This window comes from Methylococcus sp. ANG (genome assembly GCF_040730495.1).
Classification (GTDB): Bacteria; Pseudomonadota; Gammaproteobacteria; order Methylococcales; family Methylococcaceae; genus Methylococcus.
Genome location: NZ_CP160399.1, coordinates 3,030,960 through 3,044,276, shown reverse-complemented (window position 1 = coordinate 3,044,276; position 13,317 = coordinate 3,030,960). Strand labels below are relative to the sequence as shown.

Here is a 13,317-nt window from a genome sequence, read left to right as displayed (position 1 = left end):
GGCACCCGAAGGCTCACATATCGTCCGAAATGACTTCCATCGCGATCAACTGTTCGCGCAAGGCCATGTGCGCAGGGAAGCCTTCCCGGCCCTGGTAGAACGGATCGCCGTAGAGGGCGTTCATCGCGGACTGGTCCGACAGGTAGACCCGGCAGCCCTCCAGCCCATCCGCCAAGGCGGCGACACAGGCCTCGAACTCGGAGACCGGCTCGGAGTCGTAGACGCCCTCTCCCAGGAGATCGTCGGCTCGGTACAGCTCGGTGTCCCAGCCGTGCTTTTCGGCCAGCTCGAGTATCGGGCCGTGGCTGGCCCCGGCTTCGGGCGACTCCGGCGTGAGGCCGGCGGCTTCCAGCAACCGGCGCGGGCTGGTCACGGCGAAGATCACGCGGCCGTCCTGTTCCTTGGCGGCGCGGACCTTGCGGGAAAAATCCTCCCGGTCGAACGCGAACCAGGCGTTCGCCTTGCCGGGCGAAGGAACTTCGACGACATAAATCATGATTGCTCCCGCCGCTGGCGACAGTGGAATGTGCCCAAGGCTCAATGCCTGGCTTGCAGGGCCGGAGCTTCCGCCTCGATCCTGGCTTCCGCCCGAACCGCGATCTTGATGTCGACGGCGCGGCTCAGCCAGCCCAGGGTCACCGCGCGGAAGGCGGCTTCTTCGGCCTCGTCCCAGATCAGGCACAGCAGCGCCTCTTCGCGGTTGAGCAGCTCGTCTTTCTCCAGTTTGTCCACGGCAACCTGGCAGGCCAGGGGGTCCGCCTCGTTGCGGGCGAATACTTCGCGCGCCGCCGCGATGCCGTCGGCGATCTCGTCTTCCGACGCGAGGGCGGCGTGCTCGCCTTCGATGCTGATGATGAACGACATGAGTCTCTCCGATTAAATCTACAAAAATGCAGTGGAATATCCGCGTGTATTAGCCTAGGAAAGTAGTCTTCCCTCACCCCTTCCCCTCTCCCAGAGGGAGAGGGGTTCAACTCCCTTCTCCCTCTGGGAGAAGGGACGGGGATGAGGGCTCAAGCTATAAGGGCACACCGAAAAACCATTCCTCGCTGCCGCCCCAGGCGAGATGCAGTTGGTAGGCGGCGCGCCAACGCGCCGCCTCAGCTTCGTCGGCCGGGCGGTGGCTCAGTTCCGCCTCCGGCGCGTCGGCGGTGAAATAGGCGCGGCCGTTGCGCAGGAAGCGGGCGAGATCCTTGCGGTCGTTGGGCCGGACCACGGCCTTGGGAATATCGTTGACCAGGATCGTCGTCACCTGCATGGCGGCCTCCGCTAGCCGACGGTAATGATCAGGGGCTCCAGCCCCGCGACGGTGGCTTCGATCACATCGCCCTGGACCACGGGACCTGCCAGGCCCGGCGTGCCGGTGTAGATGAGATCGCCGGGGAACAGCTCCATCCGGGTGGAAAGATAATGCACCGTCTCCGGCACCTTCCACAGCATGTCGGCCACGTTGCCGCTCTGGCGGATCTCGCCGTTGACCTTGAGCTCGATCTTGCCGCTGGCGATGTTGCCGGCGTAGAACTCCGGCGTGATCGCCGAGCACGGGGAGGAATGATCGAAGGCCTTGGCTTTCTCCCAGGGCAGGCCCTGTGCGATGGCGGCGTCGAGTGCGTCGCGCAAGGTCATGTCGAGGCCCACGGCATAGCCGAACACGTAGTCGTAATCGACCTTGTCCGCAGGAATGTTGCGGCCGCCTTTGTGCAGCGCCACCACCATTTCCACCTCGGGAAACAGTGCGCCGGTGCCGGGCGGATACGGTAGCACGGAATTGTTCTGCAGGATGGCGCCGGGCGGCTTCAGGAAGAAGCTCGGCTCGGCGGGTTTGACCGCTTCCTGGCCGGCTTCCGGATAATTGCGGGCGAGGCAAAAAATGCGGCGCACCGGAAACGGGTTGCTCGACATGGCGTCGAGGGTCACGATCGGGGCGGGTGGGAAGGCATAGTTCATGGTCGATTCAGTCCTGTTCCATTACACCAGCCGGTCCGGCCAGCGGTATCCGGCATCCACTTCGAATTCCAGGTAATAGATCCTGAAATGCTCTTCCATCTTTTCGGCTTCGGGAAGGCTGGTTTCCCGTTCCGGGTATTGCGCCAGCAAGGCGCTGCGATGCGCGGTCCAGGCTTTCAACAGCGCCTGCCGGGCCGCCTCCGCCGTTGCACCGGCCCCCCGAAACATGAAGTGATGGGTGTTCATTTCCGCGACGACGAAGCGTTCGCCCATCTCAGTCCCCGTCCGCCGTCCCCAGGTCCATGCCGCGGAAGATCGAGCAGCGCTTGAACACCTCCAGGCTGGGCGCGACCTGCTTGTGCGAGCAATACTTGGCCACCAGCTTGGCCAGTCCTTTGATGTCGCGCCCGGTGGCGGCGGGGAAGACGTCCGCCAGCTGGCCGATCAGCGCCTCGTCCACCGCCAGCGCGAACTGGTCTGTCATCACCCGCCAGATCTTGCAGCGGTCGTCGCGGTCGGGCGGATAGAACTTGATCAGGGCGATGCAGCGGGAGACGATGGCCTCGTCGATGTCGTCCACCCGGTTGGTGGTCAGGAACAGCAGGCCGTTGAAGTATTCCAGCACCCGCAGGAACACGCCGACCACGGCGTTCATGGTGATGTCGTCGTCGCGGCGCTTGATGTAGACGTCGGCCTCGTCGATCAGCATCACGGCGCCCCAGCGCTGGGCGCGGGTCAACACGTCCTTCAGCGCGCTTTCCATCGCCGCCACGCTGAGGCCGAGCTGGCCGGAATGCACCCGATACAGCGGGCGCCGGATGATCTCGGAATAGACCTCGGCGGTCAGGGTCTTGCCGACGCCCGGCGGACCGGCACAGAGCACGGTGGTACCGCCGGACTTGCCGGCGACGATGTCGTCCATCAGCACGTCCATCTCGGCGGTGAGGATGTCGATCAGGTCGGTCTGCTCCTCCGGCAGCACCAGCTTGCGCTTCAATTCCGGCTGGTAGTCGTAGGGGGCGACGTCGTCGACGTGGACCCACAGATAATGGTGCAGCTCCAGATGGAACATCAGGATGTAGGGATGCACCGGGAGCTGGGTGAACAGCCCTTCCGGCATCGCCTCCTGCAGCTCCTGGACTTCGTCCTCGGCGTCGTAGCGGTTGCTCTTGGCGGCCTTCCGCAGGTACGGCCCCAGAATGTCGCCGGTGGCGTCCAGGGTCAGCGCACGCTGGGTGAGGATGCCTTCGTCGTTCACCAGCCGGGCGCTGCCGCCGCCGGAGGACAGCACCACCACGTCCTTGCGCGACCAGTCGGTGTCGCGGTGGGTGGCGGCCGGGTCCTCGGCGTAGAAGCCGATGCCTCGCCCTGCGAACTGGGCGCCGTAACGGGCGCGCCAGTCGAAATAGCGGGCGACGGTCCGGTCGTAGGCCTCGATCAGCTCGGGCGTCTCCTTGAGGAATCCCTTGGCCGCGAAGATCTCGCCCACGGTCCGGCCGGCGACGTCGCTGGCGGTGATCCGCAGCGCGACGGTGGCGAGATTGCCCTTGGCGTTGGCCTTCAGCTCGATGATGATCTTGCCGATCTCGTCGTTCGATTCCGGAATGTAATCGAGCCGGGTGATGACGTAGGGCAAGGGCCGGTTGGTGACGTTGGCCGTGAACACCCAGCCGCGGACGGCATCGGTCGCGAGATAGCGGGCGATGGCGGGCACCGCCTGCTCCAGTTCGTTCGCCTCGAAACGCACGCCGTCGTCGTTGAGCGCCTTCTGCAGCACGGCGATCTGCACCGCCCGCTGCTTGAGGTCCGGACCGGCTTCCTCGTACAGGTTGCGCAGGAAGTTGACCTCGGCGTTCTCCAACTGGACGAAGGCGATCTCGGCCCTGTTCCCGAACCGCAGTTGCTCCTGCAACGCCGCCAGACGCGGGAACTCGGTGACCATGGCCTCGACATAAGGTTTTTCGATCTGAAGCTTCACGGCACTGCCCTCGCCCGTTCGGGGTTCAATGGGTCATTTCAAGCGCGGACGCTCGGATGGTTTGTAATTGCTGAAATGCCCTTCCTTGGCGGCCTGGGCGCGCGCCTTCTGGATCATCCCCGGCGTCTTCATGTGGGGCGCGATCTGCGCCAGCTGCTTCTCCATGTTGCCGCTGCCGCAATGCGGGCAGACCGGCGTGTCGCTGGCCTTGATGAGCAATTCGGAAGTCTGGCCACAGTCGCGGCAGTGGAAATCGTATAACGGCATGGCTCTGGCTCCTGGTTGGGCTCAAGCGGAATCGGCTTGGCGGCTCCATTCCGCCGGCGTATAGACTTTCATGCTGATGGCGTGCAAGGCGCCCGTCGACAGCGGCTCGCTGACGGTGGCCAGGACCCGCTGCTGGCGCTTCACGGGGCTGAGGCCCTCGAACGCCTCGCCGATGACCACCACGGAAAAATTGCAGCCCTCGCCTTCCACCCGGACTTCGCAGCCGGGGATACCCGATTCGATGAGGGCGCGGACTTCGGCGATTTCCATGGGCTTTAACCTTCCGCCTGGCCGGCCACGGCGGCATCGAGCATGGTCTTCAGCTCGCCGCTCGCCGAGAGTTCGCTGACGATGTCGCTGCCGCCGACCAGCTCGCCGCCGACGAAGAGCTGAGGGAAAGTCGGCCATTGCGAAACGCTCGGCAGCTTCTCGCGGATCGAGGGGGCCGCCAGGATGTTCACGTAGGCGAACGGCACGCCGGCCGCCTGCAGGCAGGACACGGCCTTGGCCGAAAAGCCGCACTGCGGCATCTCCGGCACGCCCTTCATGTAAAGAATGACCGGATGCTTGGCGATCTGGTCGCGGATGGTGTCTTCGATGGTGCTCATGGCGGTGCCTCTCGAATTGGAAGAAACTGCGCCCTCGCCTCCCCGCTCCTTCAGGGACAATGCCGTTCAGTTAAGCCGTCTTTCCGGCAGGGATTGCCGGACCAATCCGCCGGGAGCGGATTGGCGCGGACCCGCAGGGTGTCGGGCAGGACAGTCCGGCATGAATCCAGGGCACACGGATGGGTCAGCCGTGACCGTCCTTGGTTCCTGGACCCCGGCATTCCCTGCCGGGGTGACGAGACAATCCTTAATTCAACGATATTGCCCCAAGGGCGAAGGGCGAGAGCGAAACGCACGATTTACAAGCCGGAAGCGAAGCCCAGCAGCTCGACGGTGATGTCCTCGTCGCCGGTGACTTTCGCCTGGCACGCCAGGCGCGACTTGGAGCCGACGCCGACGATCGTGTCCAGCTTGGCGTTCTCTTCGGCGCCGATCCTGGACACGCTCTTGCGGCCGGCCTGGAGGAAGATGTGGCAGGAGCCGCACTGGGCGTTGCCGCCGCACTTGTGCATGATGGCCTCGCCGGCTTCCATGATGAGTTCGAGCAGGGATGCGCCCTCCCGGGTCTCGATGGTTTTTCCGGAAGGCTGGATGGTCAGGATAGACATGTAACGTCCTCTTATAGTGTGTGTCTTGGGTGGTGTAAAAAATCCAAAGGTCGATCAGGCGGCGCTCCCTTCCGCAAAGGCCCGGATCACGGAAGCGCCGACGCTGTCGCTCCGGTCCAGCTCGCCCAGCTTGGCCAACAGGCGCTCGCAGTCCTCCCTGTCGCCCCTGCGCAGCCGGATGAAGGCCAGCGCCTTGAGCGAGAACAGGTAGAAATGCTGGGGCGCGTCGTAGCGCTGCCAATCGACGGTGGCGGGCGTCAATGCCTCGACGTCGTTCGGAAAGCCGCCCTGCCGCGCCGCCGCTTCCAGCGCCATGCGCACGACCCGCTCGGCGTCGGCCAGGCGTCCCTTGTAGAAATAGAACTTGTACATCGAGAAATAGACCGACAAGGCCTCGGGCGCCTCGGCCTGCGCCTGCCGCAAGTAGGCTTCGGCCCGTTCGGTGTCGGCGTATGCGCTCATCGCCTGCTCCAGAAGGCCTCCCACCCGGGCGGGCACCTCGCCGGCATAGAACGAACGCATGGGATCGGCGCCTCTATCCATCGTCGCGCCCCGTCAGCTCCAGAGCGCGGCCGGAGCGAGCAGCCTTTCGACCGGCAGGTCGTTCTTCAGATGCTCGTCGATGATCTCGGCCACGTCGGCCGGGCTCACCTTGGAATACATCACGCCCTCCGGATAGACCAGGACGGTCGGCCCGAGATCGCAGGTGCCCAGGCAGCCGGTACTGGTCAGCGCGAACTGGCCGTAGAGCTGGCCGGCCTCGAACTGCTGCATGAAGGTCTGGAACACCGCGGTGGAGCCGAGCTGGCCGCAGGAACCGCGCGGATGGCCGGGCGGACGGGTCTGGGCGCAGACGAAGACGTGTTTACTGGGCTTTGGCATGAAAAGTCATCTCCTTTGTTGAACAGTCGTTGGCTCCCTAGCCAGGAACCTGCGGCACTCGGCCGCACACTTTCCCTTCTCCCTTTGGGAGAAGGTGGCCCGAAGGGCCGGATGAGGGACTGCAGGTCCGCCCTGTTGCGCACAGCTCGACCAGCCCCTCACCCCCACAGCCCCTCTCCCAGAGGGAGAGGGGAGAAAACCATATCTCAGGCCCGCTGGCCGCGGGTGGACAGGCTCGCCTTCATGCTGTCCAGCGATATGCTCTTGCCCTCCTGATCCTGGAACACCTTGAACACCTTTTCCTGGGCCGCCGTGGACTTCACGAAGTCGTCGTGGGCCTGTTTCAGCAGCGACTTGCAGGTCGCCATGGCGGTGGCCTCGTCCATGTCGTCCGGAATCGGGCTGCGGTTCAGATACTGGTTGAAGCGCTTCAGGATGTGCAGCCGGTTGACGTGCACCACCGAGGGTTCGTACTCGACGCCGAAGAAGTCGAGGAATTCCTCGGCCGCGGAAAAACTTTGTATGCGCTGCAACACCGGATTCATGATGAGACCCCTTCGGAAAATTAGTTTTGGAATTGTCCTCAGCCGAACAGGCCCGGACGCGGCTGGGACGACACCGAGGTTTCGGCGTAGAACAGCTTCAGCTCGGTCTCGCTGGGCGGCCGCTTGGTCTGGCTGGCATGGATGCGGATGCGCTTGAGCACCCGGCCGGCGTCCACCTCGCTGAGGTCGATCCCGAGCTGGCGGAAGCTCCGCTTCACCGCGTGGGTGCCGGAATGCTTGCCCAGCACCAGGCGGTGCTCGCGACCGAGGTCCTTCGGGTCCACACCCTGGTAGTTGAGGACGTTCTTGAGCAGGCCGTCGACATGGATGCCGGCTTCATGGGTGAACACCGCCTCGCCGACGATGCTCTTGTTCGCGGCCACCGGCCGGCCGGAAGCCGCCGCCACCAGCCCGGAAATCTCCGGGAAATGATCGACGGCGATGCCGGTGTCGATGCCGTAAAGCTGGTGCAGGGCCATCACGGTTTCCTCGATGGCCGCATTCCCGGCCCGCTCGCCCAGGCCGTTGACCGTGGTGTTCACATGGCTCGCCCCGGCCTGCACCGCCATCAGGGTGTTGGCCGTGGCCAGCCCGAAGTCGTTGTGAGCGTGCATCTCGATTTCCAGATCGGTGCCTCCGGCCAGCCGGCGGATCCGCTCGAAGGTGGACATCGGCTCCAGCAGCCCCAGGGTATCGGCGAAGCGGATGCGCCGGGCGCCGGCTTGCTGCGCCGCCTGGGCGACCCGCAGCATGAAGTCGGGATCGGCGCGCGATGCATCCTCGCAGCCGACACAGACTTCCATGCCGGTGTCCAACCCCAGCTTCACGAAACGCTCGATACTGGCCAGCACCCATTCGCGGGTCCGGTTCACCTTGTGGCGGAGATGGATGTCCGACACCGGGATCGACAGGTTCACCCGATCGGCCCCGCAGCCGGCGGCCGCCGCCAGATCGCGTTCGCACATCCGGCCCCAGACCATCAGCCGGGTCGGCAGCCCCAGGCCCGCGATCGCCCGGATCACCTCCTGCTCCTCGGCGCCCATGACCGGTATGCCCACTTCCATTTCCGGCACGCCGGCCCGAGCCAGGGCATGGGCGATGGAAAGCTTTTCCTCGGCGGTGAAAGCGACCCCGGCGGTCTGCTCGCCGTCCCTGAGGGTGGTGTCGTTGATGGTGACCGTGTGCATAACCATGGCTGACCTCACTTGAGTTCTTTTGCCAGATTACGGCTGTAGCGTGGCAGTTCGATGACCAGGTCGGCCTTGCTCACCACCGCCTGGCAGGCCAGGCGGGAATGCGGCTCGAGACCCCAGGCCCGGTCCAGCATGTCGTCCTCGGCGTCATCCGACGGATTCAGCGATTCGTAACCTTCCCGCACGATGACATGGCAGGTGGAGCAGGCGCAGGCCATTTCGCAGGCATGCTCGATCTCGATCCCGCCGTGGAGCAGCGCATCGCAGATGCTCTGGCCGTAGCTCGCCTTGATGACGGCACCTTCCGGGCACAGCTCGGCATGGGGCAACACCTTGATCTGCGGCATGCTCAGACTCCCAGGCTGTCCAGCTTCTGGCCGGTCAATGCGGCCTTGATACTGTAGTCCATCCGCCGCCCGGCGAACTCGGTGCTGGCCTCGTTCAGCGCATCGGCGGCGTTCTTGATCGCCTGCCAGTCCGTCCCCTCCATCGCAACCTTCAGCACCTGTAGACCGCCGACCAGGACTTCGAGCTCCGATTCGCTGAGCAGGCCGCCGTCCTCGGCCAATGCCGCCTCGGTGGCTTCGATCAGGCGGGAGGCTTCGACCTTTTGCTCCTGCAGCCGCCGCGCTTCCAGGTCGTCGCGAGCGTGCAGATAGGAATCCTCGATCATCCGCGCCACTTCGGCGTCGCTAAGCCCGTAGGACGGCTTGACCTCGATCCTGGCCTCGACCCCGCTGGTCTGCTCGGCTGCGGTCACGTTGAGGAGGCCGTCGGCATCGACCTGGTAGGTCACCCGGATGCGCGCCGCGCCGGCCGCCATCGGCGGGATGCCGCGCAGCTCGAAGCGCGCCAGCGAGCGGCATTCGCTCACCAATTCGCGCTCGCCCTGCACCACGTGGATGCTCATGGCGGTCTGGCCGTCTTTCCAGGTGGTGAATTCCTGGGCCCGCGCCACCGGAATCGTGGTGTTGCGCGGAACGATCTTTTCGCAGAGGCCGCCTAAGGTTTCGATGCCCAGCGACAACGGAATCACGTCGAGCAGCAGCCAGTCGCCGCCGGCGCGGTTGCCGGCCAGCATGTTGGCCTGCATGGCGGCGCCCAGCGCCACCACCTTGTCCGGATCGAGGTCGGTGAGCGGCGTTTGCCGGAAGAATTCGGCCACCGCCTCCCGGATGCAGGGCATGCGGGTCGCGCCGCCGACCAGGACCACGCCCTTGATCTCGTCGATGGCGAGCCCCGCGTCGCGCAGGGCCTTGCGTACCGGGGCGAGCGTTTTCTTCACCAAGCCGGCGGTCAGCTCCGCAAAGGTATCGCGGCTCAGAGTCAGCGCAATCCGGGAACCGTCCGACAGCTCCGTGTCGACGGCCGCCTCGGTCTGTTCTGAAAGCCGCTCCTTGGCGACGCGGGAGGCGGCCATGAGGAGACGCGCGTCGCTGCTGGAGAGGCCGCTCAGCCCGCTCTGCGCGAGCAGCCAGTCGTAGACCGCCCGGTCGAAGTCGTCGCCCCCCAGGGCCGGATCGCCGTTGGTGGCCAGCACCTCGAACACGCCGCGGGTGAGCTTCAGCACCGAGATGTCGAAGGTGCCTCCCCCTAAGTCGTAGACGGCGTACACACCCTCGGCGGCGTTGTCGAGCCCGTAGGCCACGGCCGCAGCGGTCGGCTCGTTCAGCAGCCGGAAGACTTCCAGGCCGGCGAGCTTCGCTGCGTCCTTGGTCGCCTGGCGCTGGGCCTCGTCGAAATAGGCCGGCACCGTGATGACCGCACCCGCCAGCTCACCGCCCAGTTCAGCGACCGCCCGGTCGCGCAGGACCTTGAGAATCTCTGCCGATACCTGGACCGGGCTGATGCGGCCGGCGCGGGTGTCGAACTGCACCATGCCCTCGCCTTCGACGAAATGGTAGGGCGCGCCGTGGTGCTCGGCGATGTCGTTCAGGCCCCGCCCCATGTAGCGCTTGACCGAAACGAAGGTGTTCTCGGGGTCTTCGCTCTGCCGGGCCTTGGCCTCGTAGCCGACCTCGACCGCACCGCCGTCGAGGTAACGTACCACCGAAGGCAGCAGGGTCCGGCCCTGGGCGTCGCCGAACACCACCGTCCGCTCGTCCCGGACGGTGGCCACCAGCGAATTGGTCGTGCCCAGGTCGATGCCTACCGCGAGCCGCTGTTGCGGCTTGACGCTGGCGCCGGGTTCGGAAATCTGTAGCAGCATCAGTCCTCCAGCAGGGCGTGCGCCTGATCGAGATCACGTTTGAGTTTTTCCAGGAAGGCGAGCTGGCGCACCAGCACCGCGGCATCCGGATGCGATTGCTGGACATCGAGCAGGGCGCCGAGCGATTCGATCAGATGATCCATTTCCTTCTTCAGCCGAAAGCCGAGCCGGTCCAGCGCGGCTTCGCTGCGGCCGGCGATGGCGTCCTGCATTTCCTCCCGCCATTCGATCTGCTCCAGCAGGAATTCCGCCGGCATCGCCGTGTTGTCCTCCTCCCGGGTATCCACACCGTGGATCCGGAGCAGGTAGCGCGCCCGGTCCAGTGGACGCTTCAAGGTCTGGTAGGCCTCGTTGGCGAAGGTCGCCCATTGCAGGGACAGGCGCTTTTCCACGTCGCTCAGATGGGCGGCCTTGTCCGGATGGACCCGGGCCTGCAGCTCCAGGTAGTGGCTGTCCAGCATGCTCAGGTCCAGCCGGAACATTTCGGGCAACTGGAAAAACTCGAAATAGTTACGGGGCGCCATTTCGCTCATGGCCATCGCTCCTAGACGTTGAAACTCTCGCCGCAGCCGCATTCGTTCTTGACGTTGGGATTGTTGAACTTGAAGCCTTCGTTCAAGCCTTCCCGCACGAAATCCAGCTCGGTGCCTTCCAGATAGACCAGGCTTTTCGGATCGACCAGCACGGTGACACCGAAGCTTTCGAACGACTGGTCTTCCGGCGCCGGCTCATCCACGAACTCCAGGGTATACGCGAGGCCCGAACAGCCCGAAGTCTTGACGGCGAGCCGCAGCCCGACGCCCGCACCACGCGCGCTCAAATGCTTCTGCACCTGTGCCGCCGCTTTTTCTGTCAGGGTTACTGCCATCCTGCCCTCCATTCAAAAACAGTCTCAGTGAGACGAGCAGCTCGAACCGCCGCCTTCGACGGAGAAGGAGCTGCCGCAACTGCAGGACGAGGTGGCATTCGGGTTCTTGATGACGAAACGCGAACCCTCCAGCCCCTCCTGGTAATCGATCTCGGCGCCCTGCAGATACTGCAGGCTGGTGGGGTCGACCAGCAGGGTCACGCCATCCTTCTCCACCGCCGTATCGTCCTCGTTCACGGCTTCCTCGAACGAGAAGCCGTACTGGAAGCCCGAGCAGCCGCCGCCGGAGACATAGACCCGGAGCTTTAGCGCCGGATTGCCTTCCTCGGCGATCAACTCGTTGACCTTGGCCGCCGCATTGCCGGTGAAAATCAATGCGGGGCCGGCCGGCGTTAGATCGACAATGCTGGTCATGGCTGTCATAACGGTTTCCTCGCCTTTAGGCCGCCGATTTGCAGATTTCGTAGCCTTCGCCGGCCACGCCCGATTTCGATTTGTAGTCCAAGACTGCGGCCTTGATGGCATCCTCGGCCAGTACCGAGCAATGGATCTTCACCGGCGGCAACGCCAGCGCCTCGGCGATCTCGGAATTCTTGATGGCCAGGGCTTCGTCCACGGTCTTGCCCTTGACCCATTCGGTCACCAGCGAGCTGGAGGCGATCGCCGAACCGCAGCCGTAAGTCTTGAACTTCGCGTCTTCGATCACGCCTTCGTCGTTGATCTTGATCTGTAGCTTCATCACGTCGCCGCAGGCCGGAGCGCCGACGACGCCGGTGCCTACGCCGTCTTCGTCCTTGTCGAAGGAACCGACGTTGCGGGGATTTTCGTAGTGGTCGATGACTTTATCGCTGTACGCCATGGTTGTTCTCCTGTTGGGTGGTGGGGGGCTGCGAGCGCCTTAGTGCGCGGCGGCCCATTGAACGGTGCTGAGATCGATCCCGTCCTTGTACATCTCCCACAGGGGCGACAACTCGCGCAAACGAGCGACCTTGTCCTTGAGCAGGGAGATAGCGAAATCCACGTCCTCCGCCGTGGTGTAGCGGCCCAGGGTGAAGCGGATCGAGCTATGAGCCAGCTCGTCGCTGCGCCCCAGGGCGCGCAACACATAGGAAGGCTCGAGGCTGGCCGAGGTGCAGGCCGAGCCGCTGGACACCGCCAGATCCTTGATGGCCATCATCAAAGACTCGCCCTCCACGTAATTGAAGCTGATGTTCAGGTTGTGCGGCACCCGCTGGACCAGGTCGCCGTTGACGAACACCTCTTCCATGTCCTCGAGGCCGGCCAGCAGCTTGTCGCGCAGCCCGCGGATGCGTTCGTTCTCCGCCGCCATCTCCTCGCGGGCGATGCGGAACGCCTCGCCCATGCCGACGATCTGGTGCGCGGCCAGGGTGCCGGAGCGCAGGCCCCGCTCGTGGCCGCCGCCGTGCATCTGCGCCTTGAGCCGGATGCGCGGCTTGCGCCGCACGTACAACGCGCCGATGCCCTTGGGGCCGTAGGTCTTGTGGGCGGAGAAGGACATGAGATCGACCGGCAGCTTCTCCAGGTCGATCTCGACCTTGCCGGTGGACTGGGCGGCATCGACGTGGAAGATCACGCCGTGCTCCCGGCAGATCTGCCCGATCGCCGCGATGTCCTGGATCACTCCAATCTCGTTGTTGACGTGCATGACCGAAGCCAGCACGGTGTCGGGCCGGATCGCCGCCTTGAAGGCGTCGAGGTCGATGAGGCCGTTGGCCATCGGCTCGAGATAGGTGACCTCGAAGCCGGCGGATTCCAGCTCGCGCATGGTATCCAGCACCGCCTTGTGCTCGGTCTTCACCGTGATCAAATGGCGGCCCTTGGTCTGGTAGAACTCGGCCGCGCCCTTGATGGCGAGGTTGTCCGACTCGGTCGCGCCGGAGGTCCAGACGATTTCCCGCGGATCGGCCTTGACCAGCTTCGCCACTTCCTCCCGCGCGTTTTCCACCGCCTGCTCGGCGGTCCAGCCGAAGGCGTGGGAACGGCTGGCCGGGTTGCCGAAGTTTTCCGTCAGGAACGGAATCATCTTCTCGGCAACACGTGGGTCGACCGGCGTCGTCGCCGAGTAATCGAGATAGACCGGTAGCTTCATTGCATGTTCTCCGAGTTCGCCATGAGGATGGGCGGTTTGCCTTGCTCTCTATCTTGCAAACCTCGGGCCACTCTCGAGAATCACGCTAACAATTTGATTTCA

Annotated in this window: 21 protein-coding genes; all 21 read right to left on the bottom strand. The window is 64.6% G+C overall.

Features of this window, described 5'->3' with window-relative positions; all coding sequences use genetic code 11:
* Nucleotides 1-13 precede the first annotated feature (13 nt).
* Nucleotides 14-496, bottom strand: a complete 483-nt coding sequence (locus ABZN20_RS14835) for a hypothetical protein (protein WP_367025743.1) — start codon at nt 494-496, stop codon at nt 14-16.
* A gap of 41 nt (nt 497-537) precedes the next feature.
* On the bottom strand, nt 538-864 hold the full coding sequence (locus tag ABZN20_RS14830) for a hypothetical protein (protein WP_367025742.1): 327 nt from the start codon (nt 862-864) through the stop codon (nt 538-540).
* Between the two features lie 154 nt (nt 865-1,018).
* Nucleotides 1,019-1,258: a hypothetical protein gene (locus ABZN20_RS14825; RefSeq protein ID WP_367025741.1), complete on the bottom strand. Its 240-nt coding sequence runs from the start codon at nt 1,256-1,258 to the stop codon at nt 1,019-1,021.
* Nucleotides 1,259-1,269: 11 nt separating this feature from the next.
* On the bottom strand, nt 1,270-1,947 hold the full coding sequence (locus tag ABZN20_RS14820; protein WP_218808033.1) for a fumarylacetoacetate hydrolase family protein: 678 nt from the start codon (nt 1,945-1,947) through the stop codon (nt 1,270-1,272).
* Nucleotides 1,948-1,968: 21 nt separating this feature from the next.
* A complete protein-coding gene (locus ABZN20_RS14815) occupies nt 1,969-2,220 on the bottom strand; it encodes a hypothetical protein (RefSeq protein ID WP_218808034.1) in 252 nt (83 codons plus the stop codon).
* 1 nt (nt 2,221) lies between these two features.
* Entirely contained in the window at nt 2,222-3,925 is a 1,704-nt protein-coding gene (locus ABZN20_RS14810; RefSeq protein WP_218808036.1) for an AAA family ATPase, read from the bottom strand.
* 33 nt (nt 3,926-3,958) lie between these two features.
* A complete protein-coding gene (locus tag ABZN20_RS14805; RefSeq protein WP_218808037.1) occupies nt 3,959-4,192 on the bottom strand; it encodes an FmdB family zinc ribbon protein in 234 nt (77 codons plus the stop codon).
* 21 nt (nt 4,193-4,213) lie between these two features.
* Nucleotides 4,214-4,462: a BolA family protein gene (locus ABZN20_RS14800; protein WP_218808039.1), complete on the bottom strand. Its 249-nt coding sequence runs from the start codon at nt 4,460-4,462 to the stop codon at nt 4,214-4,216.
* A 5-nt stretch (nt 4,463-4,467) separates the two neighbouring features.
* Nucleotides 4,468-4,800 carry a Grx4 family monothiol glutaredoxin gene (gene grxD / locus ABZN20_RS14795; RefSeq protein WP_218808041.1) on the bottom strand — a complete coding sequence of 111 codons (333 nt, stop codon included), beginning with the start codon at nt 4,798-4,800 and terminating at the stop codon, nt 4,468-4,470.
* Between the two features lie 299 nt (nt 4,801-5,099).
* Nucleotides 5,100-5,408 (bottom strand): 2Fe-2S iron-sulfur cluster-binding protein, encoded by a 309-nt coding sequence (locus ABZN20_RS14790; RefSeq protein WP_218808042.1) that lies wholly within the window; start codon nt 5,406-5,408, stop codon nt 5,100-5,102.
* A 54-nt stretch (nt 5,409-5,462) separates the two neighbouring features.
* Entirely contained in the window at nt 5,463-5,951 is a 489-nt protein-coding gene (locus ABZN20_RS14785) for a hypothetical protein (RefSeq protein WP_218808043.1), read from the bottom strand.
* 12 nt (nt 5,952-5,963) lie between these two features.
* A complete protein-coding gene (locus ABZN20_RS14780; RefSeq protein WP_218808044.1) occupies nt 5,964-6,290 on the bottom strand; it encodes a (2Fe-2S) ferredoxin domain-containing protein in 327 nt (108 codons plus the stop codon).
* 206 nt (nt 6,291-6,496) lie between these two features.
* Nucleotides 6,497-6,835: a nitrogenase-stabilizing/protective protein NifW gene (gene nifW / locus ABZN20_RS14775; RefSeq protein ID WP_218808045.1), complete on the bottom strand. Its 339-nt coding sequence runs from the start codon at nt 6,833-6,835 to the stop codon at nt 6,497-6,499.
* A 38-nt stretch (nt 6,836-6,873) separates the two neighbouring features.
* Entirely contained in the window at nt 6,874-8,028 is a 1,155-nt protein-coding gene (gene nifV, locus ABZN20_RS14770) for a homocitrate synthase (protein WP_218808046.1), read from the bottom strand.
* 8 nt (nt 8,029-8,036) lie between these two features.
* Nucleotides 8,037-8,375, bottom strand: coding sequence for an ISC system 2Fe-2S type ferredoxin (gene fdx, locus ABZN20_RS14765; protein WP_218808047.1), 339 nt, complete (start codon nt 8,373-8,375; stop codon nt 8,037-8,039).
* Between the two features lie 2 nt (nt 8,376-8,377).
* Nucleotides 8,378-10,237 carry a Fe-S protein assembly chaperone HscA gene (gene hscA / locus ABZN20_RS14760; RefSeq protein ID WP_367025740.1) on the bottom strand — a complete coding sequence of 620 codons (1,860 nt, stop codon included), beginning with the start codon at nt 10,235-10,237 and terminating at the stop codon, nt 8,378-8,380.
* Nucleotides 10,237-10,770, bottom strand: a complete 534-nt coding sequence (hscB, locus tag ABZN20_RS14755) for a Fe-S protein assembly co-chaperone HscB (protein ID WP_367025739.1) — start codon at nt 10,768-10,770, stop codon at nt 10,237-10,239. The genes hscA and hscB overlap by 1 nt, the downstream gene beginning before the upstream one ends.
* An 11-nt stretch (nt 10,771-10,781) precedes the next feature.
* The gene (iscA, locus tag ABZN20_RS14750) at nt 10,782-11,105 is read right to left on the bottom strand and encodes an iron-sulfur cluster assembly protein IscA (RefSeq protein ID WP_218808050.1); all 324 of its coding nucleotides are present in this window, start codon (nt 11,103-11,105) and stop codon (nt 10,782-10,784) included.
* A 24-nt stretch (nt 11,106-11,129) separates the two neighbouring features.
* A complete protein-coding gene (gene erpA, locus ABZN20_RS14745; protein ID WP_367025738.1) occupies nt 11,130-11,519 on the bottom strand; it encodes an iron-sulfur cluster insertion protein ErpA in 390 nt (129 codons plus the stop codon).
* 25 nt (nt 11,520-11,544) lie between these two features.
* Nucleotides 11,545-11,964, bottom strand: a complete 420-nt coding sequence (iscU, locus tag ABZN20_RS14740) for a Fe-S cluster assembly scaffold IscU (protein ID WP_367025737.1) — start codon at nt 11,962-11,964, stop codon at nt 11,545-11,547.
* A gap of 39 nt (nt 11,965-12,003) precedes the next feature.
* Nucleotides 12,004-13,215 carry an IscS subfamily cysteine desulfurase gene (locus ABZN20_RS14735; protein WP_367025736.1) on the bottom strand — a complete coding sequence of 404 codons (1,212 nt, stop codon included), beginning with the start codon at nt 13,213-13,215 and terminating at the stop codon, nt 12,004-12,006.
* Nucleotides 13,216-13,317 lie beyond the last annotated feature (102 nt).